Annotated in this window: 18 protein-coding genes and 1 riboswitch; of the genes, 12 read left to right on the forward strand and 6 right to left on the reverse strand. The window is 73.7% G+C overall.

Annotation, left to right across the window (positions count from 1 at the left end; all coding sequences use genetic code 11):
* Window positions 1-110 precede the first annotated feature (110 nt).
* The 3 genes from FHS34_RS32935 to FHS34_RS32945 form a co-directional block, all read right to left on the reverse strand.
* On the reverse strand, window positions 111-332 hold the full coding sequence (locus tag FHS34_RS32935) for a helix-turn-helix domain-containing protein (protein WP_010355597.1): 222 nt from the start codon (window positions 330-332) through the stop codon (window positions 111-113).
* A gap of 335 nt (window positions 333-667) precedes the next feature.
* A complete protein-coding gene (locus FHS34_RS32940) occupies window positions 668-2,266 on the reverse strand; it encodes an ABC-F family ATP-binding cassette domain-containing protein (RefSeq protein ID WP_184972331.1) in 1,599 nt (532 codons plus the stop codon).
* A 92-nt stretch (window positions 2,267-2,358) separates the two neighbouring features.
* The gene (locus FHS34_RS32945; protein WP_225817749.1) at window positions 2,359-3,213 is read right to left on the reverse strand and encodes a PQQ-binding-like beta-propeller repeat protein; all 855 of its coding nucleotides are present in this window, start codon (window positions 3,211-3,213) and stop codon (window positions 2,359-2,361) included.
* A gap of 424 nt (window positions 3,214-3,637) precedes the next feature.
* Here FHS34_RS32945 and ypfJ point away from each other — a divergent pair, with 424 nt between their 5' ends.
* Both ypfJ and FHS34_RS32955 read left to right on the forward strand, forming a co-directional pair.
* Window positions 3,638-4,525 (forward strand): KPN_02809 family neutral zinc metallopeptidase, encoded by an 888-nt coding sequence (ypfJ, locus tag FHS34_RS32950; RefSeq protein ID WP_184972333.1) that lies wholly within the window; start codon window positions 3,638-3,640, stop codon window positions 4,523-4,525.
* Window positions 4,526-4,572: 47 nt separating this feature from the next.
* Window positions 4,573-5,007, forward strand: a complete 435-nt coding sequence (locus FHS34_RS32955; protein ID WP_184972678.1) for a VOC family protein — start codon at window positions 4,573-4,575, stop codon at window positions 5,005-5,007.
* A gap of 16 nt (window positions 5,008-5,023) precedes the next feature.
* On the opposite strand, the gene FHS34_RS32960 is transcribed toward FHS34_RS32955, so the two are convergent.
* The 3 genes from FHS34_RS32960 to FHS34_RS32970 all read right to left on the reverse strand — a co-directional run bounded on the left by FHS34_RS32960 (window position 5,024) and on the right by FHS34_RS32970 (window position 8,720).
* On the reverse strand, window positions 5,024-6,436 hold the full coding sequence (locus FHS34_RS32960; protein ID WP_184972335.1) for a hypothetical protein: 1,413 nt from the start codon (window positions 6,434-6,436) through the stop codon (window positions 5,024-5,026).
* A 189-nt stretch (window positions 6,437-6,625) separates the two neighbouring features.
* The gene (locus FHS34_RS32965) at window positions 6,626-7,753 is read right to left on the reverse strand and encodes an alpha/beta hydrolase (protein ID WP_184972337.1); all 1,128 of its coding nucleotides are present in this window, start codon (window positions 7,751-7,753) and stop codon (window positions 6,626-6,628) included.
* Window positions 7,754-7,982: 229 nt separating this feature from the next.
* The gene (locus FHS34_RS32970) at window positions 7,983-8,720 is read right to left on the reverse strand and encodes a class II aldolase/adducin family protein (RefSeq protein ID WP_184972339.1); all 738 of its coding nucleotides are present in this window, start codon (window positions 8,718-8,720) and stop codon (window positions 7,983-7,985) included.
* A 175-nt stretch (window positions 8,721-8,895) separates the two neighbouring features.
* Here FHS34_RS32970 and FHS34_RS32975 point away from each other — a divergent pair, with 175 nt between their 5' ends.
* From FHS34_RS32975 to cobI, 10 genes are all read left to right on the forward strand, one after another.
* Window positions 8,896-9,780 carry a lysozyme gene (locus FHS34_RS32975; protein ID WP_184972341.1) on the forward strand — a complete coding sequence of 295 codons (885 nt, stop codon included), beginning with the start codon at window positions 8,896-8,898 and terminating at the stop codon, window positions 9,778-9,780.
* Between the two features lie 143 nt (window positions 9,781-9,923).
* Entirely contained in the window at window positions 9,924-11,168 is a 1,245-nt protein-coding gene (locus FHS34_RS32980; protein ID WP_184972343.1) for an inorganic phosphate transporter, read from the forward strand.
* Window positions 11,169-11,201: 33 nt separating this feature from the next.
* Entirely contained in the window at window positions 11,202-11,429 is a 228-nt protein-coding gene (locus FHS34_RS32985; protein WP_184972345.1) for a hypothetical protein, read from the forward strand.
* A 170-nt stretch (window positions 11,430-11,599) separates the two neighbouring features.
* Window positions 11,600-11,741: riboswitch (cobalamin riboswitch) on the forward strand.
* A gap of 98 nt (window positions 11,742-11,839) precedes the next feature.
* A complete protein-coding gene (locus FHS34_RS32990) occupies window positions 11,840-12,784 on the forward strand; it encodes a cobalamin biosynthesis protein (protein WP_184972347.1) in 945 nt (314 codons plus the stop codon).
* Window positions 12,781-14,289: a cobyric acid synthase gene (locus tag FHS34_RS32995; protein ID WP_184972349.1), complete on the forward strand. Its 1,509-nt coding sequence runs from the start codon at window positions 12,781-12,783 to the stop codon at window positions 14,287-14,289. The genes FHS34_RS32990 and FHS34_RS32995 overlap by 4 nt, the downstream gene beginning before the upstream one ends.
* Window positions 14,286-17,936, forward strand: a complete 3,651-nt coding sequence (gene cobN, locus FHS34_RS33000; protein ID WP_184972352.1) for a cobaltochelatase subunit CobN — start codon at window positions 14,286-14,288, stop codon at window positions 17,934-17,936. The genes FHS34_RS32995 and cobN overlap by 4 nt, the downstream gene beginning before the upstream one ends.
* The gene (locus FHS34_RS33005; RefSeq protein ID WP_184972354.1) at window positions 17,933-19,939 is read left to right on the forward strand and encodes a putative cobaltochelatase; all 2,007 of its coding nucleotides are present in this window, start codon (window positions 17,933-17,935) and stop codon (window positions 19,937-19,939) included. The genes cobN and FHS34_RS33005 overlap by 4 nt, the downstream gene beginning before the upstream one ends.
* Window positions 19,939-20,538: a cob(I)yrinic acid a,c-diamide adenosyltransferase gene (gene cobO / locus FHS34_RS33010; RefSeq protein ID WP_184972356.1), complete on the forward strand. Its 600-nt coding sequence runs from the start codon at window positions 19,939-19,941 to the stop codon at window positions 20,536-20,538. The genes FHS34_RS33005 and cobO overlap by 1 nt, the downstream gene beginning before the upstream one ends.
* Window positions 20,532-21,992 (forward strand): cobyrinic acid a,c-diamide synthase CobB, encoded by a 1,461-nt coding sequence (locus FHS34_RS33015; protein ID WP_184972358.1) that lies wholly within the window; start codon window positions 20,532-20,534, stop codon window positions 21,990-21,992. Before cobO ends, FHS34_RS33015 begins: the two co-directional genes overlap by 7 nt.
* Window positions 21,989-22,720, forward strand: a complete 732-nt coding sequence (cobI, locus tag FHS34_RS33020; protein ID WP_184972360.1) for a precorrin-2 C(20)-methyltransferase — start codon at window positions 21,989-21,991, stop codon at window positions 22,718-22,720. The genes FHS34_RS33015 and cobI overlap by 4 nt, the downstream gene beginning before the upstream one ends.
* Window positions 22,721-22,730 lie beyond the last annotated feature (10 nt).

Genomic DNA, 22,730 nt, shown 5'->3' on the forward strand with positions numbered 1-22,730 from the left:
GCAGTCATCACGCAGTGCCGTACGGCATGCTAAGTGACTGCACAGTAACCACCCGGTCGATCAGACCGCCGACCGGGTGGCCACCATCGAAGCCGATGGGCCGCCCGGAGTCAGGACGTAGCGGCCTTCTTGCCCCGGGTCGCTCCGCCACGCCCACGCAGCGTGACGCCCGACTCGCTGAGCATCCGGTGTACGAAGCCATACGAGCGGCCGGTCTCCTCGGCCAGCGCCCGGATGCTCGCACCGGAGTCGTACTTCTTCTTCAGGTCTGCCGCGAGCTTGTCGCGCGCGGCGCCGGTCACCCGGCTGCCCTTCTTCAGAGTCTCGGCCACCCGTGCCTCCTCATGGGAAGTGCGCTCTGGTCTCCTCATGATCACCCCTCCCGGGCGCGATGGCCACCCATTCGGCAAGGTCGGTGAGACATCGTTGTGACGACAGGAGCCGACCCCCACAAGCGGAATGCCCAATTCCAGCGGGCGGGATCCACGGGTCCGTACGGGTGGATTCGCGAAGTACCAGGTCAGGGACGCACAACGGCCGATCCCTTGGCTGCCAAGGGATCGGCCGGAAAATCCGTGTACGACACACCGCGATACGAGGAGATCTCACACAGATGATGGATCACGGATCGGCCGAATGATCCATACGCAGTGGATCAGGCCCTCGGTCAGGCCAGGGCGACGAGATCCGCGTAGTCGGAACCCCACAGGTCCTCGACGCCGTCGGGCAGCAGGATGATCCGCTCCGGCTGGAGCGCCTGGACGGCTCCCTCGTCGTGGGTGACGAGGACGACCGCGCCCTTGTAGGTGCGCAGGGCGCCGAGGATCTCCTCGCGGCTGGCCGGGTCCAGGTTGTTCGTCGGCTCGTCCAGGAGCAGCACGTTCGCCGAGGAGACGACGAGGGTGGCGAGGGCGAGCCGGGTCTTCTCGCCGCCGGAGAGGACACCGGCAGGCTTGTCGACGTCGTCGCCGGAGAACAGGAACGAGCCGAGCACCTTGCGGACCTCGACCAGGTCCATGTCGGGGGCGGCCGAGCGCATGTTCTCCAGGACCGTGCGGTCCGGGTCCAGGGTCTCGTGCTCCTGGGCGTAGTACCCGAGCTTGAGGCCGTGGCCGGGGACGACCTGGCCGGTGTCCGGCTTCTCGACGCCGCCCAGCAGCCGCAGCAGGGTGGTCTTGCCGGCGCCGTTGAGGCCCAGGATGACGACCCTGGAGCCCTTGTCGATGGCGAGGTCGACGTCGGTGAAGATCTCCAGCGAGCCGTACGACTTCGACAGGCCCTCGGCCATCAGCGGGGTCTTGCCGCAGGGCGAGGGCTCCGGGAAGCGGAGCTTGGCGACCTTGTCGGACTGGCGGACCGCTTCCAGTCCGGAGAGCAGCTTGTCGGCGCGGCGGGCCATGTTCTGCGCGGCGACCGTCTTGGTGGCCTTGGCGCGCATCTTGTCGGCCTGCGAGTGCAGGGCGGCGGCCTTCTTCTCGGCGTTGGCGCGCTCGCGCTTGCGGCGCTTCTCGTCGGCCTCGCGCTGCTGCTGGTACAGCTTCCAGCCCATGTTGTAGACGTCGATCGCGGAGCGGTTCGCGTCCAGGTAGAAGACCTTGTTGACGACGGTGTCCACCAGGTCGACGTCGTGGGAGATCACGATGAAGCCGCCGCGGTAGGTCTTCAGGTAGTCCCGCAGCCAGATGATCGAGTCCGCGTCCAGGTGGTTGGTGGGCTCGTCGAGCAGCAGGGTGTCGGCGTCCGAGAACAGGATCCGGGCCAGCTCGATACGGCGGCGCTGACCGCCGGAGAGCGTGTGCAGGGGCTGGCCGAGCACCCGGTCGGGCAGGTTCAGGGCGGCGGCGATGGTGGCGGCCTCGGCCTCGGCGGCGTACCCGCCCTTGGTGAGGAACTCCGTCTCCTGGCGCTCGTACTGCTTCATGGCCTTGTCGCGGGTGCCGCCCTTGCCGTTCGCGATGCGCTCCTCGTTCTCGCGCATCTTGCGGATCAGCACGTCGAGGCCGCGGGCGGAGAGGATGCGGTCGCGGGCGAGGACGTCCAGGTCACCGGTGCGGGGGTCCTGCGGGAGGTAGCCGACCTCGCCGGAGCGGGTGATCGTGCCGCCGGCGGGGATGCCCTCACCGGCCAGGCACTTCGTCAGGGTGGTCTTGCCGGCGCCGTTGCGGCCGACGAGGCCGATGCGGTCGCCCTTGGCGACACGGAAGGTGGCGTTCTCGATGAGGACGCGCGCACCGGCGCGCAGCTCGATACCGGAGGCGGAGATCACGGACAGACTCCAGGGCAGACAGGGATTGGCGGGTGGGCGGCTGAGGACGTTCCCGCCGTCTAATGCGCGAGGAGAATGGCCATGGGGCAATTCTAACGGGGCCGGGCAAGTCGTTTTTCTGCGTCCAGGTGTCGGTGGTGCCGGCCGGGGAGATCGTTGCCCAGCGGGGTGCGGTCGGGCACGATCCGGCCCAGGTCGTCGAGGGCCACGAGCTGGCCGGTCCAGGCGGCGTCCGCGCAGGGCTGGGCGAGGAGCAGGGCGGCGCCCCGCCGTACGGCGCCGTCGGGCCGGAACGCGCAGCCCTGCCGGGCGGGCAGCACCCAGCGCAGATCGCCGTCGGCGGTGCGGTAGGCGGTGACGCGGCTCGGGGTGACGACCGCGAGGATGCCGCGGCCGAGGGGGCGCAGGACGCCGGTGCCGCCCTGGGCCGGGAGCCAGTCGGCCGCGTCGGGCAGGGCCCGGTGCCAGCGAACGGAACGGCCGTCGGTGTCGGTGAGCAGCCCGTCGTCCCAGAGCGTGATCACCGCCCCGCGCGCGGGCAGCACGTCGAGGGGGCGGTGCCCCACGCGCGCGTACCGCCAGCGCGGGGCACCGGTACGGCGGTCGTAGCCGACCACGACGGCGCCCTGCGCCCGCGCCGACCACTCCCCGTGCCCGCTGCGCAGGAGCCGGTCGCCGTACGGGGCGGGCCGCAGCTGATGAGCCACGCCGAGCAGCCCCACGGCCACGCCGCCGGCCACCAGCCCGGCGACGACCCTCCGGGCGACCCCACCGACGCCGGACACAGCGGCGCCCGAACCGGCCGGGCCGTGCTTCGCGGGTGTGGCGAGGGCGGCGGGTGCGGCCGGGGGTGCGAGGCCGGCCGGGGCGAGGTGCGTGATCGCCGGAGAGGGGTCGGGTTCCAGGGCCGCAGGGGGTCGCGCTGGGGCGGGATGCGGCGCAGGCACCGGACCGGTCCACGGCATGGGGGCCGGGAGCGGGTCGGGTTTCGGGGCCGCCGGGTCGGGTCGCGCTGGGGCGGGATGCGGCGCGGGCGCGGGACCGGATGGCCGCATCGGGGCCGGGGGCGGGTCGGGTTTCGGGGCCGCCGGGTCGGGTTTTGGAGTCGGGGTGGGTTCGGGGGGTGGCGCGGGGTGGTCGGGGGCGTGGGGTGGGAGTGGCACCTTGCCCCCTTCCGTCTCCGCCGGCCCGGAACCGGAACAGGCGCCGAGCGTAGCCACCGCCCGCGGGGTCGGCCGGGTGGCCGGGCGGGTGGGGGTGGCACGTCCCCCGTTCGGCGGTTCGACCGGCGGCGCGGGACGGTGGGGCGGGTAAGGATGGCGCCAGGGCTCGGACGGTGCGCGCGGCGGCGCGGTCGGAAGGCGGTGGCGCGTGCAGTTCGACGACGACGCGGATCTGGACACCTCCGAGGTGCAGGACGTGCGCGGCAGCCGGATCCCCGGCGGCAGGGCGACGGTCGGGGGCGGCATCGCCGGCCTGATCGCCCTGCTGCTCGGGCTCTTCTTCGGCATCGGCCCGGACCAGCTGGGGCTGTCCTCCGGTGACTCGGCCGAGCCCACCGCCTCCTCGCTCGACCAGGTCCAGCGGACCTGCCGTACCGGCCGGGACGCGAACATCCGGTACGACTGCCGGGCGGTGGCCGTGGTGAACAGCGTGCAGGACTACTGGACCCAGGAGTTCCGGCGGCGCGGGCGGACGTACAGTCCCTCGCCGACGGTGTTCTTCAGCGGGCGGATCGGTACGGCGTGCGGCACGGCGACCTCGGCGGTCGGCCCGTTCTACTGCCCCGCGGACCGCAAGGTCTACCTGGACCTCGGCTTCTTCGACGAGCTGCGGACGAACTTCGGCGCCTCCGGCGGCCCCTTCGCCCAGGCGTACGTGATCGCGCACGAGTACGGGCACCACGTACAGGACCTGCTCGGCGTGCTCGGCCGCTCCCAGGACGGGCTGACCGGCGCGAACAGCGGCGCGGTGCGCACCGAGCTGCAGGCGGACTGCTACGCCGGCGTGTGGGCGCGCCATGCCACGACCACGCCCGACGAGTCGACCGGGCGCCCGCTGGTCAGCAGTCTGACGGCCGCCGACATCACGGACGGCCTGGACGCCGCCGCGGCCGTGGGCGACGACCGGATCCAGGAGCGGTACCAGGGCCGGGTGACGCCGGAGACCTGGACGCACGGGTCGGCGCAGCAGCGGCAGCAGTGGTTCCGGCAGGGGTACCGGACGGGCGACATGGCACGTTGCGACACGTTCCGCTGACGCGTTGTCAGTGGCGCCTGCGAGACTCGGAGAGCATGGCGGAACCGATGCACGAAGGAGTGATCGGCATGGCGGGAACGGGCGGCGCACGGCCGAGCGTGTACCCCACGCTGCTGTACACGGACGCGAAGGCGGCGATCAGGCAGCTGACCGAGGCCCTCGGCTTCACCGAGCTGTCGCTGTACGAGACGGAGGACGGCAAGGTGATGCACGCCGAGCTGGTCCAGGGCAGCGGCGCGGTGATGATCGGCTCCAAGGGCCGCGGCGGCCTCTTCGACACGGCGATGAAGGCCGCGGGACCCGCCGGGGTGTACGTCGTGGTGGACGACGTGGACGCGCACCACCAGCGGGCCGTGGAGCACGGCGTGGAGATCCTGATGCCCCCGACGGACCAGGACTACGGCTCGCGGGACTACATGGCCCGGGACACCGAGGGCAACATCTGGAGCTTCGGGACGTACGCCCCGGAGATCGGGGCCTGAGCCGCCCCTTCTCCGCTCATCCCCCGGTGTGCACCTGGAACGCGGCCCGGCGCACGGCCTTGGCGAGGGCCGGGTCGGGATGGGCGGCGGCGAGGGCGACCAGGACCTGCACGGTGCGCGGGTGACCGACGGCGCGGACCTCGTCGAGCAGCTGGAGCACGGTGGGCTGCACCGCCGACTCCAGATGCCGGACCAGCATCGGCGCCTCACCGTGGTCGGCGACGGCGGCGGCGGTGTCCACCCACAGCCAGGTGGCCTCCTCCCGGGTGAGCACCTCGTGGGCGTCCTCCGGGTCGACGCCGTCGTGCTCGGCGAGCCACAGCAGGGCGTACGGTCTGAGGGCCGGCTCGTCCACGACGGCCCGTACGTCGGGCTCGGCGGGGGCGCCGACGACCCGCAGTGCCTCGAAGGCCAGGCCGCGCAGCAGCGCGTCGTCCCCGCGGGCGGCGTCGACCAGCTCGGTGACGGCGCTGCCGACGGGGCGGGCGGCGAGCCAGGCGCGGTACTCGGCGCGGGCCGCGTTGGGGCGGAGCTGGGCGCAGCCGCGGAGCATGTCCTCGGCGGACTGCTCGATGTTGCCGGCGGGGCTCTGCGCGGCCACGCAGATCTGCTCCAGCTTGACCCAGACCGCCCAGCTGCCCAGCGGGGTGAGCGTGGCCTGGCCGTCTCCGTAGGTGAGGGCGCCGACGGAGCCGAGGGCCCGCAGCGCCCAGTCGAGCAGGGGGGCCAGCGGGGCGTCGGCGGCGGGTGCGGGGTCCGCCGGGGACCGGGCCGGCTGTCCGGTGCCGGGCTCGTAGGCGACCTCGCAGCGCTCGGTGCGCAGTTCGGTGACCCGCTGCTGGAGCAGGTCGAGCAGCTGCTCGACCGGGACCGGGCCGGCGGACAGCTGGAGGAGGGAGAGCACCTGGGGCATGGCCGAGACCACCTCGGCGACGTTGGCGGGCTCGTGTCCGTCCGGTTCGGGGCAGGCGAGCGACCAGGCGTCGAAGAGGGCGACCCAGCCGCGCAGTACGGCGCTGTCGTCGCGGTTCCAGGCGCGCAGGCGCCAGCCGGGGCGCGCGCTGTCGCCGTGCACCTCGACCAGTCCGGCGAGGCGGGCGGTGTCCCAGTCGGCGCGGATCTGAGCGGCGCTCAGGCCGAGGTCGGCGGCCGCGCGTTCGGCGGTGGCGTCGGAGAGGGTGGCCTTTCCGTCGGCGGTGGCACCGTCACGGCCGGGACCGAGTGCGGCGTCGGCCCAGCGGGCGAGACGGGCCGCGCCGGCCAGACCGGTGCGGGCCATTCCGGCCAGTTCGGCGGGGGCGGGCGTGCCCTCCGGCGGCCGGGGTGCGGGGCGGCCAGGGCGCCGCTGGTTCACAGCTCTGGGGGCGGCGGCCAGGGGTCGCGGTCGGACGAGTCGGAGCCTGGAGTCGCGCGGGATACGGGACGTCACGGGTGCAGTCTTCCGGTTGACGGTCCGAAAACCCAAACGGAATGTCACGGCGGGCGACGGGGCTGGCCAAGGCACGGGGTGCGGTCAGGGTGGCACGGACGCGATCAGGCCAGTCGTACGGCCTTAAACGGAATGGTTCGCACCGGCGCCGGACGGGCCTGCGGGAGCCACGCCCCGGGCACCCGGCCGTCACATCAGCGGGACCAGGAAGCGGCGCAGCCGTTCCTCGTACTCCTCGGGGTCGGCGTTCCACATCGCGGCGTGCGGGGCGTGCGGGACGGTGTGCAGGGCGACGAGGTCGGGGCGGCTGCGGGTGAGCCGGCGGGAGAACTCCCAGGGGGCGACCTGGTCGTCCGGGCCGTGGACGATCAGCGTGGGGACCTGGAGCAGGCCGGGGTCGGTGGTCTCGGCGACCCGGTCGGCGTGCAGTCCGGCGCGGCCCTGCGCGGCCCGCACGGCGAGCGGCAGCAGCGGCTGCGGGGTGTGGCGGGCCCGGGCCAGGGCGCGCAGCGTCGCCTCCCAGCTGAGCACCGGCGAGTCGAGGACGAGCCCGGCGATGCGGTCGCGTACGGCGGAGTGCTCGGCGGCGCGCAGGGCCATGGTGGCGCCGGTGGACCAGCCGAGGAGGACGACCCGGCGGGCGCCGTAGCGGACGGCGTAGCGGATCGCCGCCTCGACGTCCCGCCACTCGGTCTCGCCGAGGTGGTTCAGTCCGTCCGGCGGGCGTGGGGCGCCGAGGTCGCCGCGGTAGGCGAGGGCGAGGACCGGCAGCCGGCGGCCGTGCAGGAAGCCCAGCACGTTCAGGACCTGTTCCCGGGTGGTGCCGAGACCGTGCACGGCGATCACCCAGGTGTCGCGGTGGCCGGGCACGAACCAGGCGGGCAGGGCGCCCAGGTCGCCGGGCACGTCGACGTCGGCGTGATCCAGGCCGAGGGCGGTGCGGGGGTTGCCGACGTACAGGTTGGGGGTGAGCCACACCCCGTCGCCGGCCTCGAAGGTGCCGTGGGTGACGCGCTCCAGGCGCCGTACGACGGTGTCGGCGGTGTGCGCGGCGTCCTGCAGCACGGGGCCGACGACGGCGTGGGAGCCGTCCCCGGCGAGGCCGTAGGTGCCGGGGCGCAGGGCGGCCAGGTCACGGGTGAGCGTGATCTGCCCGGCGGCCGTGCCGTGCACGGTGAGACGGGGCTCGGTGGGCAGGGGCCGGCCCGCGGGCGCCTTCAGCGCGGCGTCGCTCGCGAGCCGGCCGGCGGCCACGGAAGCCGTGCCGGCGGCCAGGACGGCGGTGAGTGCGGTGGCGGTCGCCTTGACGGTGCGCACGGCTCCAGTGTCGTGGGGGTTCGCGCCACCGGCCAGCGGAAGGGCCGGGCGGGGTGAGGGCCACCGGGGAGCGGGGGGGCTCGGCAGCGCCGGCCAGGTGCGCCGCGGCCGGGCGCCGGCGCGGCGGAACAGGGTGGGCCGACTCGGACCGGTGCGCCTGGCAAGGGTGCGGCGGAGCAGGGCGAGCGAAGTCGGCAGGGTGCGGAAGGGGCTGTTGCTCGGCAAGGGGTCACCTCCGTTGGCCGTACCCCTTCAAGCGTTCCCCGACCTCCGCGAGTTGTGCCTCGGTCAGCAAAGACGGTGTCAGGCCCGGCACCGAGGACGCCGTCAGCCACAGGCGGCACATCCACTCCAGCTGGGCGGTGCGGTCGTACGCCTGGCCGAGCGTGGCGCCGTAGGTGATCGTGCCGTGGTTCTGCAGCAGGCAGCCGGAGCGGCCGGCGAGGGCGCGGAGCATGTGCTCGGCCAGCTCGTCGGTGCCGTAGGCGGCGTAGGGGGCGACCCGCACGGGGCCGCCGAGAGCGGCCGCCATGTAGTGGACGAGCGGCAGCTCGGGCACGAGGACCGAGACGGCCGTGGCGTGCACGGCGTGGGTGTGGACGACGGCGCGGGCGTCGGTGGTGCGGTAGACCGCGAGGTGCATGGGCAGCTCGCTGGTCGGCACGAGCGTGCCGAGCACCTGGCGTCCGGTGAGGTCGACGCCGGTGATGTCGGCGGGGGTGAGCCGGTCGTAGGGGACGCCCGAGGGGGTGACCAGCACCAGGTCCCCGGTGCGGGCGGAGACGTTGCCGGAGGTGCCGACCACCAGCCCGTCGGTGACGCTCCGGCGTGCGGTCTCGACCAGATCCGCCCAGAGCCGTGCCGCGTCCTGCGGCACGACCGGCCGCGCTTCGGGACGCGAGGCCGTACGCGCGTCCCGCTGCGTGTCCTGTCGCCCGTCTGCCGTGTTCCGCCGCGGTTCAGCCATGCGGCGATCCTGCCAGCCGGGCCGGCGAAGAGCGGGCGGGCGGGCCGTACCGGGCCGGAATCCGTACGGCCGAACGGGCGCATTTCATGGCGAAACGCCTGAATTCTGCGCGTTTTCCGTGACCAGCGGGCCTTCAATGATCCCCCTTGCCCACTGGACGATCGCGGGGAGACGCATGGCTCGTGCACACACCTCGGTCCGTCGTCGCGCCGGCGTCCTGGCGACGGCCACGGCGGCGGCCCTGGCCCTCACGGGCACCGCGACCGCGTCGGCCGGGCCTCCGGGGTCGGCCGAGCCTCCGCTGTCGGGCGAAGCTCCGGGGTCCGCGGTGACCCGGCCGTTCTGGCCGACCGGACCGATGGAGCAGGCCGGGCCGACGGTACCCGCCGGGCTGCTGCCGGTGCCGGCCTCGGGCCGGTCCAAGGCGCCCAAGGGGCACGACGTGTCGTCCCACCAGAAGAGCGTGAACTGGGAGGCCGCCCGGGCCGAGGGCGCACGGTTCGTCTACATCAAGGCGACCGAGTCCACGGACTACCGCAACCCCTACTTCTCCGGGCAGTACACCGGCTCCCGCGCGGCCGGCCTGCTCCGGGGCGCGTACCACTTCGCCCGGCCGGACCGGTCCTCCGGCGCGAAGCAGGCCGGGTACTTCGTGCGGCACGGCGGCGGCTGGCGGGCGGACGGCTGGACGCTGCCGCCCGCGCTCGACATCGAGTACAACCCGTACAGCGCCACGCACAAGTGCTACGGGCTGGGCAAGGCGCGGATGGTCCGCTGGATCCGGTCCTTCAGCGACGAGATCGAGCGGGAGACCGGCCGCCGCCCGGTGATCTACACGACGACCCAGTGGTGGAAGCAGTGCACCGGCAACAGCCGCGCGTTCTCCTCCAGCCACGCACTGTGGATCGCCCGGCACGGCACCTCGCGGCCGGGGGCGCTGCCGGGCGGCTGGCGGTACTGGACGTTCTGGCAGTACGGCACGAGGGGAACGCTGCCGGGTGACCAGAATCTCTTCAACGGGTCGGTCAGCCGGCTGCGGATCCTCGCGCGGGGCCGGTAGCCAAGGGGCGTCTGGGCCGTCGGAGCAAAGCGGAACCCCCAACCCGCGTTACCGACACTCCCACGCCTGCCTCAGTTCATCTTCCGTTCACCCAGGTTGCCTACGTTCATCCAACCAATGACCTCGAACGATTGCCTGGGTAAATGGAAAGCTTCTCGCTGATCCTCGCGATTGTGGTGGTAACCGCACTCGCGTTCGATTTCACGAACGGTTTCCACGACACCGCCAACGCGATGGCCACCACCATCTCCACAGGCGCCCTGAAGCCCAAGATCGCGGTGGCCATGTCCGCCGTCCTCAATCTTGCGGGCGCCTTCCTCTCCGTGGAGGTCGCGAACACGATCTCCAAGGGTCTCGTCGACGAGACCGGCATCCGTCCCGAGGTCATCTTCGCCGCCCTGGTCGGCGCGATCCTCTGGAACCTGCTGACCTGGCTGGTCGGCCTCCCCTCCAGTTCCTCGCACGCCCTGATGGGCGGCCTGGTCGGCGCCACCGTCGCCTCCGCCGGCTTCGGCGCCGTCCACGGTGACGTCCTGGTCACCAAGGTGCTGCTCCCGGCGGTCGCCGCGCCGCTCGTGGCGGGCCTGGCCTCGATGCTGGCCACCCGCTTCTCCTACGGCATAGCCGGCAAGGCCGAGGGCGAGGCCACCCGCAAGGGCTACCGCGTCGGCCAGATCGCCTCCGCCGGCCTGGTCTCCCTCGCGCACGGCACCAACGACGCCCAGAAGACGATGGGCATCATCACGCTCGCGCTGATCGCGGGCGGCTCGATCGCCCCCGGTTCCAACCCTCCCACCTGGGTGATCCTCTCCGCCGGCCTGGCCATCGCGCTCGGCACCTACATCGGCGGCTGGCGCATCATCCGCACCATGGGCACGGGCCTGACCGACCTGGAGCCGCGCCAGGGCTTCGCCGCGCAGACCAGCGCCGCGACCGCCATCCTGGCCTCGTCCCACCTCGGCTTCTCCCTCTCCACCACGCACGTCGTCTCCGGCTCGGTGATGGGCGCGGGCCTCGGCCGCAAGGGCGGTGTGGTCCGCTGGTCCACCGCGACCCGCATGGTCGTCGCCTGGCTGCTCACCCTCCCGGCCGCCGCGCTGGTCGGCGCGGGCGCGGAGTCGGTCACCGACCTGGGTGACTGGGGCACCGCCGTCGTCGCCGTCTTCCTGATCGCCTCGAGCGCCGCGATCTGGAAGATCTCCCGCCGCGAGGTCGTCGACCACACCAACGTCGTCGCCGAGAACGCGGAGCCGGCCGGTGTCGTCACCACCGCCATCGCCGCCGTGACGCCGCCGCCCACGGGCACGGTCACCGAGGGCCTCACGGCCACGATCCCCGCACCGGCCGCCGAGCCGGCCTCCGCCACCCCGCCGGCCGCCACGGTCTGACGCCGGCCCCCGGTTACCGAAAGAAGCATCCCCATGAAGATCGACTGGGCGGCCATCGGCTCCGTCTTCGGCGTCAGCCTCGTGTTCACGGTGGGCCTGGTGGCCCTGTTCACCCTCGGCGTCAACGGTCTGGCCCGGCGCGAGAAGGCCGCGGCCGAGGGCGGCTCCGCCGGCCTCGCCGTCACCGGCGCCTACGTCTGCTTCGCCGCCTGCGCGGCGGCGGTGGCGTACGGCATCTACCTGATCGTGGCCAAGCCCTGACCTGCCGTTGAGCGGGGCGCGGGCCCGGCCCAGGCCGTGGCCGCGCCCCGGCCGCACATCTTTGAGGCTCCCCTCCGGTTGCTCCGGAGGGGAGCCTTCGGCATGCCCGCACGCCCCGTGATGTGGGGATCGGCACACTCTCCCTCCGCAGGTCAACGGCAAGTTGACGGCCCTTCCGGGCGCATGGTGGACTGCCCACGCCATGTACGGCGGCAAGAGAGGAAGCCGGTGCGAATCCGGCGCGGTCCCGCCACTGTGACCGGGGAAGAACCCCCGGGAGCCAGGAACTCTCACCGCCGAATCACGTCGAACCAGGGCGCGGACACCCTGAGTGAGGACACCGATCGCCATGCCCGGCTGCCGAAGGACCAGTACCAGGACCGCTCCTGTGCCCACGGCCGGCTGAGCCGATGGGTGCCGATCGCACATACGCGTACGGTGCCGCCGCCGGCGTTCTCGGTGACCTGCTCCTCGGCGATCCCCGCCGCGGGCATCCGGTCGCCGTTTTCGGCCGGGCGGCCGGAGCCGTGGAAGGCGCCTTGTGGCGCGACCACCGCGGCTGGGGCGCCCTGCACACGACTGTGTGCGCCGGCGGCGCCGTCGCTCTCGGCGCGCTGGCCGCACGTGCCGTACGCCCCTCCCGTTCCGCTTCCGTCGCGCTGACCGCCACCGCCGTCTGGGCCGTCGTCGGCGGCACCTCGCTGGCCCGGGAGGCCCTTACCGTCACACGCGCCCTGGAGGCCGGGGACATCGAGGCCGCCCGGGCCCGGCTGCCCCATCTGTGCGGCCGGGACCCGCAGGCGCTGGACGCCGACGGGATCGCTCGGGCCGTGGTCGAGTCGGTCGCCGAGAACACCTCCGACGCCGTGGTCGGCGCCCTCGTCTGGGGCGCCGTGGCCGGAGTCCCCGGACTCCTCGGGTTCCGGGCGGTCAACACCCTGGACGCCATGGTGGGTCACAAGTCGCCGCGCCACCGGCGCTTCGGCTGGGCCTCCGCCCGCCTCGACGACGTCGCCGGCTGGCCGGGCGCCCGGCTGACCGCCGTACTCGCCGCCGTGGCCGGACCCGATCCGCGCGGCGCCCTGCGCGCCTGGAAGGCCGACGCCCGCAGGCACCCCAGCCCCAACGCCGGGCCCGTTGAGGCCTCCTTCGCCGGTGCCCTCGGCGTCCGGCTGGGCGGGACGCTCTCCTACGGCGGCCGGGTCGAACACCGGCCCGTGCTCAACGGCGCCTCCGGACGGCCGGTCCGGGTCACCGACATCGACCGGGCCGTACGGCTCTCCCGCCGGGTCGGGCTGCTCGCGCTCGGCACCACGGTCGCCGCCCGCGCACTCCTGAAGGGACGTGGCAAGTGAACGGTGGTCTGCTCGTCGCCGGCACCACCTCCGACGCCGGCAAGAGCGTCGTGACGGCCGGCATCTGCCGCTGGCTGGTGCGCCAGGGCGTGAAGGTCGCGCCGTTCAAGGCGCAGAACATGTCCCTCAACTCCTTCGTCACACGGGAGGGCGCGGAGATCGGCCGGGCGCAGGCCATGCAGGCCCAGGCGTGCCGGATCGAGCCGACCGCGCTGATGAACCCGGTGCTGCTCAAGCCCGGTGGCGAACAGAGCAGCCAGGTCGTGCTGCTGGGCAAGCCGGTGGGCGAGATGAGCGCGCGGGGGTACCACGGCGGGCGCCAGCAGCGGCTGCTCGGCACGGTGCTGGACTGCCTGGCCGAGTTGCGGGGCACGTATGACGCGGTGATCTGTGAGGGGGCGGGAAGTCCGGCCGAGATCAATCTGCGCCGGACCGACATCGTCAACATGGGCATCGCGCGGGGTGCGCGGCTGCCCGTCCTCGTGGTCGGCGACATCGACCGCGGGGGCGTCTTCGCCTCGTTCTTCGGGACCGTGGCCCTGCTCTCCCGGGAGGACCAGGAACTGGTCGCCGGTTTCCTGGTGAACAAGTTCCGCGGGGACGTCTCCCTGCTGGAGCCCGGCCTGGACATGCTGCACGGGCTCACCGGGCGGCACACGTACGGAGTGCTCCCCTTCCGGCACGGGCTCGGCATCGACGAGGAGGACGGACTGCGCGTCTCGCTGCGCGGCACGGTCCGGGAGTCCACCGTGGCGCCCCCGGTCGGCGAGGACGTGCTGCGGGTCGCCGTGTGCGCGATCCCGCTCATGTCCAACTTCACGGACGTGGACGCGCTGGCCGCCGAACCGGGGGTCGTGGTGCGGTTCGCGGACCGCCCGGAGGAGCTGGCGGACGCCGACCTCGTGGTGGTCCCGGGCACCCGCGGGACCGTACGGGCCCTGGAGTGGCTGCGCGAACGCGGGCTGGCGCAGGCGCTGGTACGGCGGGCCGCCGAAGGACGTCCGGTCCTCGGCATCTGCGGCGGCTTCCAGATCCTCGGCGAGCACATCGAGGACGAGGTCGAGTCGCGCGCCGGCGCGGTCGACGGGCTCGGGATGCTGCCCGTGCGGGTGCGGTTCGCCCGCGAGAAGACCCTCACCCGGCCGAGCGGGGAAGCCCTCGGCGAGCGGGTCGACGGCTACGAGATCCACCACGGGGTGGCCACCGTCGAAAGCGGCGAACCCTTCCTGGACGGCTGCCGGGCCGGCCAGACCTGGGGCACCCACTGGCACGGTTCGCTGGAGTCGGACGGTTTCCGGCGGGCCTTCCTGCGCGAGGTGGCCGCCGCCGCGGGCCGCCGCTTCGTGCCCGCGCCGGACACCTCCTTCGCCGCGCTGCGCGAGGAGCAGCTCGACCGGCTCGGCGACCTGATCGAACAGCACGCGGACACGGACGCGCTCTGGCGGCTCATCGAGTCGGGCGCGCCGCAAGGACTGCCTTTCATTCCACCGGGAGCGCCCGCATGAGCACAGTGTTGTTGTTGTCGACCGCCGACACGGATCTGCTGGCGGCCCGGGCCTCCGGCGCCGGGTACCGCATCGGCAACCCCACCCGGGTCGACGTCGCCGGGGAGCTGCCGGGCCTGATCGAGGGCGCGGACCTGGCCGTCGTACGCCTGCTGGGCGGCAAGCGGGCCTGGGAGGACGGGCTGGCCGCGCTGAAGGCGGCTGGCATCCCGACCGTGCTGCTGGGCGGCGAGGCCGTGCCGGACGCGGAGCTGATGGCCGAGTCCTCCGTGCCGGCCGGCGTGGTCGCCGAGGCGCTGAAGTACCTGGTCGAGGGCGGCCCCGAGAACCTGCTGGAGCTGTCCCGGTTCCTGTCGGACACCGTGCTGCTGACCGGTGAGGGCTTCGAGGAGCCGCGCCGGATGCCGGAGTTCGGCGTGCACGGCTCGTACGAGACCCTGGACGGCCGCCCGACCGTGGGCGTGCTCTTCTACCGGGCGCACGAGCTGAGCGGCAACACCGCCTTCGTGGACACCTTGTGCGAGGCGATCGAGGCGCGAGGCGCCAACGCCCTTCCCGTCTACTGCGGTTCGCTGCGCGGCGCGGACCCCGCGCTGTACGCGCTGCTGGGGCGGGCGGACGCGCTGGTGGCCACCGTGCTCGCGGCCGGCGGCACGCACGCCTCGCAGGCGTCGGCGGGTGGCGACGAGGAGGCCTGGGACATCGGCGCCCTCGCCGACCTGGACGTGCCCGTCCTCCAGGGGCTCTGCCTCACCTCCTCGCGGGCCGCCTGGGAGGAGTCGGACGCCGCCCTGTCCCCCATGGACGCGGCGATGCAGGTCGCGATCCCGGAGTTCGACGGCCGCCTCGTCACCGTGCCCTTCTCCTTCAAGGAGCAGGGCCCCGACGACGTGCCGGTGTACGCCGCCGACCCCGAGCGGGCCGCCCGCGTCGCCGGGATCGCCCTCCGGCACGCCCGGCTGAAGCACAAGCCGAACGCCGAGAAGAAGGTCGCGCTCGTCTTCACCGCGTACCCGACCAAGCACTCCCGCGTCGGCAACGCCGTCGGCCTGGACACGCCCGCGTCGGCGGTGCGGGTGCTGGACGCGCTCCGGGACGCCGGGTACGGGCTGACCGAGTACCCGGACGCCGGCGACGAGTTGATCCACCGGCTCATCGAGGCCGGCGGCCACGACGTGGAGTGGCTGACCGAGGAGCAGCTGGCCGCCGCGCCCGCGCGGGTGCCGCTGGCCGACTACCGGGCCTGGTTCGAGAAGCTGGACCCGGAGCTGCGGGACGCGATGACCGAGGCGTGGGGCGAGCCGCCGGGCAGCCTGTACGTCGACGGCGACGACATCGTGCTCGCCTCCTTGCAGTTCGGGAACGTCGTCGTGATGATCCAGCCGCCGCGCGGCTTCGGCGAGAACCCGATCGCGATCTACCACGACCCCGACATGCCGCCCTCGCACCACTACATGGCGGCCTACCGCTGGCTGGACAACAGCTTCGGCGCCGACGCGATCGTGCACATGGGCAAGCACGGCACGATGGAGTGGCTGCCGGGCAAGGGCCTGGGACTGAGTTCCGGCTGCGCGCCGGACGCCGTCCTCGGCGAGCTGCCGCTGATCTACCCGTTCATCGTCAACGACCCCGGCGAGGGCACCCAGGCCAAGCGGCGCGGGCACGCCACGGTGGTCGACCACCTGGTCCCGCCGATGGCGCGCGCCGACACCTACGGCGACCTGGCCAAGCTGGAGCAGCTGCTGGACGAGTACGCGCTCGTCTCCGACCTGGACCCGGCGAAGGCCCCGGCCGTCCGCGCCCAGATCTGGACCCTGGTCAAGGCGGCCGAGCTGCACCACGACCTGCATGTGGACGAGCAGCCGGACGACGACGCCTTCGACGAGTTCGTCATGCACATCGACGGCTATCTGTGCGAGATCAAGGACGTGCAGATCCGCGACGGCCTGCACATCCTGGGCGGCGGACCCGTCGCCGAGCCGCGCGTGAACCTCGTGCTGGCCGTGCTGCGCGCCTCGCAGGTGTGGGGCGGCCAGGCGAACGCGCTGCCCGGTCTGCGGGCCTGTCTGGCGGCTCACTTCGGGCTGGACGAGAAGGAGCTGCTGGCCGAGCCCGGCGCTCCGGTGAAGGTGCCGGCCGAGCTGACCGGCCTGGCCGACGGCCCGTCCCGGACCGCCGCCGACGCGATCGACCTGCTGGAGCAGCTGTGCCGGGGGATCGCCGAGGGCATGGAGGCGCGGGCGTGGGGCCGTGCGGTCGTGCCCGCGGTGCTGCGGGGCGTGCTCGGCACCGAGCTCCCCGAGGCGGTCGCCGTGCTGGAGTTCGCGTGCGACGAGGTCGTCCCGCGGCTGGCGCGGACCACCGACGAGATCGGGCACATCCTGCGGGCCCTGGACGGCGGATACGTCCCGGCCGGCCCCTCGGGCTCGCCGACCCGCGGTCTGGTGAACGTGCTGCCGACGGGCCGCAACTTCTACTCGGTCGACCCCAAGGCGATTCCGTCCCGGCTGAGCTGGGAGGTCGGCCAGTCGCTCGCGGACTCCCTGATCGCCCGCTATCTCCAGGACACCGGCGAGTACCCGAAGTCGGTGGGTCTGACGGTGTGGGGCACGTCCGCGATGCGCACGCAGGGCGACGACATCGCCGAGATCCTGGCGCTGCTGGGCTGCCGGCCGGTGTGGGACGAGGCCTCGCGCCGGGTGACCGGTTTCGAGGTGATTCCCCTGGCGGAGCTGGGGCGTCCGCGCATCGACGTCACCGTCCGCATCTCCGGCTTTTTCCGGGACGCGTTCCCGCATGTGGTCGGGCTGATCGACGACGCGGTGCGGGCGGTGGCCGAGCTGGACGAGCCGGCCGAGTCCAACCACGTGCGGGCGCACGTGGAGGAGGACACCGCCGGGCACGGCGACCGGCGCCGGGCCACGGCCCGGATCTTCGGCTCCAAGCCGGGGGCCTACGGTGCCGGTCTGCTGCCGCTGATCGACGCCCGCAACTGGCGCTCCGACGCCGACCTGGCCGAGGTGTACGCGGTGTGGGGCGGGTACGCCTACGGGCGCGGGCTCGACGGGCGGGCGGCGCGCGGGGACATGGAGACCGCGTTCCGGCGGATCGCGGTGGCGGCGAAGAACGTCGACACCCGTGAGCACGACCTGGTCGACGCCGACGACTACTTCCAGTACCACGGCGGCATGGTCGCCATGGTGCGCCATCTGACGGGGGCCAGCCCCGAGGCGTACGTGGGCGACAGCGCCGTCCCCGACCAGGTGAAGACGCGCACGCTGGGCGAGGAGACGCACCGTGTCTTCCGCGCGCGCGTGGTCAACCCGCGCTGGATGGCGGCCATGCGCCGGCACGGCTACAAGGGCGCCTTCGAGATGGCGGCGACCGTGGACTACCTGTTCGGGTACGACGCGACGGCCGGTGTGGTCGACGACTGGATGTACGAGAAGCTCAGCGCCGAGTACGTCTTCGACCCGGAGAACCGGGACTTCATGAAGAAGTCCAACCCGTGGGCGCTGCGCGGGATCACCGAGCGGCTGCTGGAGGCGGCGGACCGCGGGCTGTGGGCGGAGCCGGACGCGGACACGCTGGAGCGGCTGCGTGCCACCTATCTGGAGCTGGAAGGCGACTTGGAGGGCGACCAGTGACCACCCCGTTCCCCTTTACGGCCGTCGTCGGTCAGGACGACCTGCGGCTCGCGCTGCTGCTGAACGCCGTGTCGCCGGCGGTCGGCGGTGTGCTGGTGCGGGGCGAGAAGGGCACCGCCAAGTCGACGGCCGTGCGCGCCCTTTCGGCGCTGCTGCCCGAGGTGGCCGTGGTGCCAGGCTGCCGGTTCTCGTGCGACCCGGCCTCCCCCGACCCGACCTGCCCGGACGGACCGCACGAGGCCGGCAGCGGCGGCGAGCGGCCCGCGCGGATGGTCGAGCTGCCCGTCGGCGCCTCCGAGGACCGGCTGGTCGGCGCGCTCGACATCGAGCGGGCGCTCGCCGAGGGCGTGAAGGCGTTCGAGCCGGGCCTGCTGGCCGACGCGCACCGCGGGATCCTGTACGTCGACGAGGTCAACCTCCTCCACGACCACCTGGTCGACCTGCTGCTGGACGCGGCGGCGATGGGTGCCTCGTACGTCGAGCGCGAGGGCGTCTCGGTGCGGCATGCGGCCCGCTTCCTGCTCGTGGGCACCATGAACCCCGAGGAGGGCGAGCTGCGCCCGCAGCTGCTGGACCGGTTCGGGCTGACCGTGGAGGTCGCGGCCTCGCGGGAGCCCGAGCAGCGGGTCGAGGTGGTGCGCCGCCGGCTGGCGTACGACGACGACCCGGCCGCGTTCGCGGCCCGGTGGGCCGAGGAGGAGGCCGCCGTACGGCAGCGGATCGTGGCGGCACGGCGGCTGCTGCCGCAGGTGCGGCTCGGCGACGGCGCGCTGCGGCAGATCGCGGCGACCTGCGCGGCCTTCGAGGTGGACGGCATGCGGGCCGACATCGTGATGGCGCGGACCGCCACCGCGCTGGCGGCGTGGGCCGGGCGGACCGAGGTGCTCGCGGAGGACGTACGGCAGGCTGCGCTGCTGGCGCTGCCGCACCGGCGCCGGCGCAACCCCTTCGACGCGCCGGGCCTGGACGAGGACAAGCTGGACGAGACGCTGGAGGAGTACTCCGGCGAAGGCGATGGCGAAGGCGACGACGACCCCGGTCCGGACGGTCCCGGGGGCGGCGGCGGACAGCCGGCGCCGGACAGCGGCCCGGGGGCCGACGGCGGCTCCGCCGCGCAGCCCGAGGCCGGTGAGGACGGGCAGCCGCAGGCGTCCGGCGCGCGGGAGCAGTCGGCGGTACGCGCCGCCGAGCCGTTCCGGGCCAAGGTGCTGAGCGTGCCCGGGATCGGCGAGGGCGCCGCCGGGCGGCGGTCGCGGGCGCGGACCGAGCACGGCAGGACCACCGGGGCCCGGCGGCCCCGCGGGACGCTGACCAAGCTGCACCTGGCCGCCACCGTGCAGGCCGCGGCCCCGCACCAGCGGGCGCGCGGCCGGTCCGGGCCGGGGCTGGTGATCCGCCGGGACGATCTGCGGCAGGCGGCCCGCGAGGGGCGCGAGGGGAACCTCGTGCTGTTCGTGGTGGACGCCTCCGGATCGATGGCCGCGCGGCAGCGGATGAGCGCCGTCAAGGGTGCCGTCCTGTCGCTCCTCCTCGACGCCTACCAGCGGCGGGACAAGGTCGGTCTGGTGACCTTCCGGGGCTCCGCCGCGGACGTGGCGCTGCCGCCGACGTCCTCCGTCGACGCCGCCGCCGCGCGGCTGGAGTCGCTGCCGACCGGTGGCCGTACGCCGCTGGCCGCCGGGCTGCTGAAGGCGCACGAGGTGCTGCGGGTGGAGCGGCTGCGGGATCCGGCGCGGCGGGCGCTGGTCGTGCTGGTGACCGACGGGCGGGCCACCGGTGGCCCGGAGCCGGTCGCCCACGCGGGGCGGGCGGCACGGCTGTTCGCGGCCGAGGGGATCGCCTCGGTGGTCGTGGACTGCGAGTCGGGTCCAGTGCGGCTCGGGCTCGCCGGGCAGCTCGCGGGTGAGCTGGGCGGTACGGCGGTGACGCTGGACGAGCTGCGGGCCGACTCGATCGCCGGGCTGGTCAGGAATGTGCAGGGGACGTCGAGGAGGGCCGCGTAATGCCGCAGGGACAGCCGAGTGTCGTACCGGACGACGGCCTGACGACCCGTCAGCGGCGGAACCGGCCACTCGTCGTCGTGCACACGGGCGTCGGCAAGGGCAAGTCGACGGCCGCGTTCGGGCTCGCGCTGCGCGCCTGGAACCAGGGGTGGCCCATCGGGGTGTTCCAGTTCGTCAAGTCGGCGAAGTGGAAGGTCGGCGAGGAGAACGCGCTACGGGTGCTCGGCGCCTCCGGCGAGGGCGGCACCGTCGACTGGCACAAGATGGGCGAGGGCTGGTCGTGGGTCCAGCGGGACGCCCAGATGGACAACGAGGAGAAGGCCCGGGAGGGCTGGGAACAGGTCAAGCGGGACCTGGCCGCCGAGACGTACCGGCTGTACGTGCTGGACGAGTTCGCGTACCCGATGCACTGGGGCTGGGTCGACACCGACGAGGTGGTCGAGGTGCTGCGCGGCCGGCCGGGCACCCAGCACGTGGTGATCACCGGGCGGAACGCACCGGAGAAGCTGGTGGACCTCGCGGACCTGGTCACCGACATGTCCAAGGTCAAGCACCCCATGGACGTGGGGCAGAAGGGCCAGAAGGGCATCGAGTGGTGACTGCCGTTCCCCGGCTGGTCGTCGCCGCGCCCTCCTCGGGCAGCGGCAAGACCACCGTCGCCACGGGGCTGATGGCCGCGTTCGCCGCGCGGGGGCTCGCCGTGTCCCCGCACAAGGTCGGACCGGACTACATCGACCCCGGCTATCACGCCCTCGCGACCGGGCGGACGGGGCGCAACCTGGACGCGTACCTGTGCGGGCCGGAGCTGATCGCTCCGCTGTTCCTGCACGGGGCGCGGGGCTGCGACCTGGCCGTGGTCGAGGGCGTGATGGGGCTGTACGACGGGGCCGCCGGGGAGGGCGAACTGGCGTCCACCGCCCATGTCGCCAAGCTGCTGCGCGCGCCGGTCGTGCTGGTCGTGGACGCGTCCTCGCAGTCGCGGTCGGTGGCGGCGCTGGTGCACGGGTTCGCGTCCTGGGATCCGGAGGTGCGGGTCGGGGGCGTGATCCTGAACAAGGTGGCGTCCGACCGGCACGAGGAGCTGCTGCGGGAGGCGCTGGATTCCGCCGGGGTGCCGGTGCTGGGGGTGCTGCGGAGGGTTCCCCAGGTGGACACGCCGTCCCGGCATCTGGGGCTGGTGCCGGTCGCCGAGCGGCGGTCGGCCGCGGTCGACGCCGTCGCGGCGATGGCTGCGCAGGTGGCCGCCGGGTGTGACCTGGACGCCGTCGAGGCGCTGGCCCGGGCTGCCGGGGACCTCCCAGGGGGCTCCGCCCCCTGGACCCCCGCCGGCCCACCCATCCACCCGACTCGCTCGGCTGAACGGCGGGACGAGGAGTCGGCCCGGTCGGCCGAAGGGCGGGACGGGCAGCGGGGGCAGTCCGCCGAGGGGCGGGGGGTGTCGTCGGTCCGGGGGCCTGTTGTCGCCGTCGCCGGGGGGGCCGCGTTCACCTTTTGCTATGCCGAACACACCGAGCTGCTCGTCGCCGCCGGTGCCGAAGTGGTCACCTTCGATCCGCTGCGGGACGAGCGACTGCCCGAGGGTACGGCCGGGCTGGTCATCGGCGGCGGCTTCCCCGAGGTGTACGCGAGTGAGCTGTCCGCCAACGAGCCGTTGCGCAGGGCCGTCGCCGAACTGGCGCTCTCCGGGGCGCCGGTGGCGGCGGAGTGTGCCGGACTGCTCTACCTGTGCCGGGAGCTGGACGGCCGCCCCATGTGCGGTGTGCTGGACGCCACCGCGCGGATGAGCGAGCGGCTGACCCTCGGCTACCGGGACGCCGTGGCCGTCGGCGACAGCGTGCTGGCGGTGGCCGGGACACGGATGCGCGGGCACGAGTTCCACCGCACCGTCGCCGAGCCGGGCGCCGGTGCCGCTCCCGCCTGGGGCGTACGGGCCCCGGTCCGGCGGGTCGAAGGTTTCGTACAGCAGGGCGTGCACGCGAGTTATCTGCACACGCACTGGGCGTCCGAGCCCGGTGTCGCCCGTCGGTTCGTGGAGAGGTGCCGGACGTCATGAGCAGCAGGCTGGTCGGAGTCGGGGTCGGTCCCGGTGACCCGGAGCTGGTGACCGTCAAGGGGGTCAACGCCCTGCGGGCCGCCGACGTCGTCGTCGTACCCGTGATGGACACCCTCGAGCGGGGGCGGGCCGAGGCGACCGTGTTGCACTACGTGCCCGCGGAGAAGGTCGTCCGGGTGGTGTTCGCGCTGAACGAGCGGACCGACCGGGCACGTCGGGAGGCGGCCTGGGACGCGGCCGGTGCGCAGGTCGCCGAGCTGCTCGGCCGGCACGGGTCCGTCGCCTTCGCCACCATCGGCGACCCGAACGTGTACTCCACGTTCACCTACCTCGCGCAGACCATCGTGGAGCTGGTGCCCGGCGTCGCCGTGGAGACCGTGCCCGGGATCACCGCGATGCAGGATCTCGCGGCGCGGTCCGGGGCCGTGCTGACCGAGGGCACCGAGCCGCTCACCCTCGTACCGGTCACCGCCGGGTCCGCCGTGCTGAAGGAGGCGCTCGCCGGGCCGGGGACGGTCGTGGCGTACAAGTTCGGCCGGCAGGCCGCCGAGGTCGCCGAGGCGCTCGCGGAGACCGGACGGCTCGGCGGCGCCGTGTGGGGCTCGGCACTCGGGCTGCCGGAGGAGTCCGTGCGGCCGGCCGCCGAGCTGGACGGGACGCCGCTGCCGTATCTGTCGACGCTGATCGCGCCGCCGCGGCGGGACGGCGGCCGGGGCGGGAAGCTGTGACACCGTCCGC

The organism is Streptomyces echinatus (assembly GCF_014203595.1).
Taxonomy (GTDB): Bacteria; Actinomycetota; Actinomycetes; order Streptomycetales; family Streptomycetaceae; genus Streptomyces; species Streptomyces echinatus.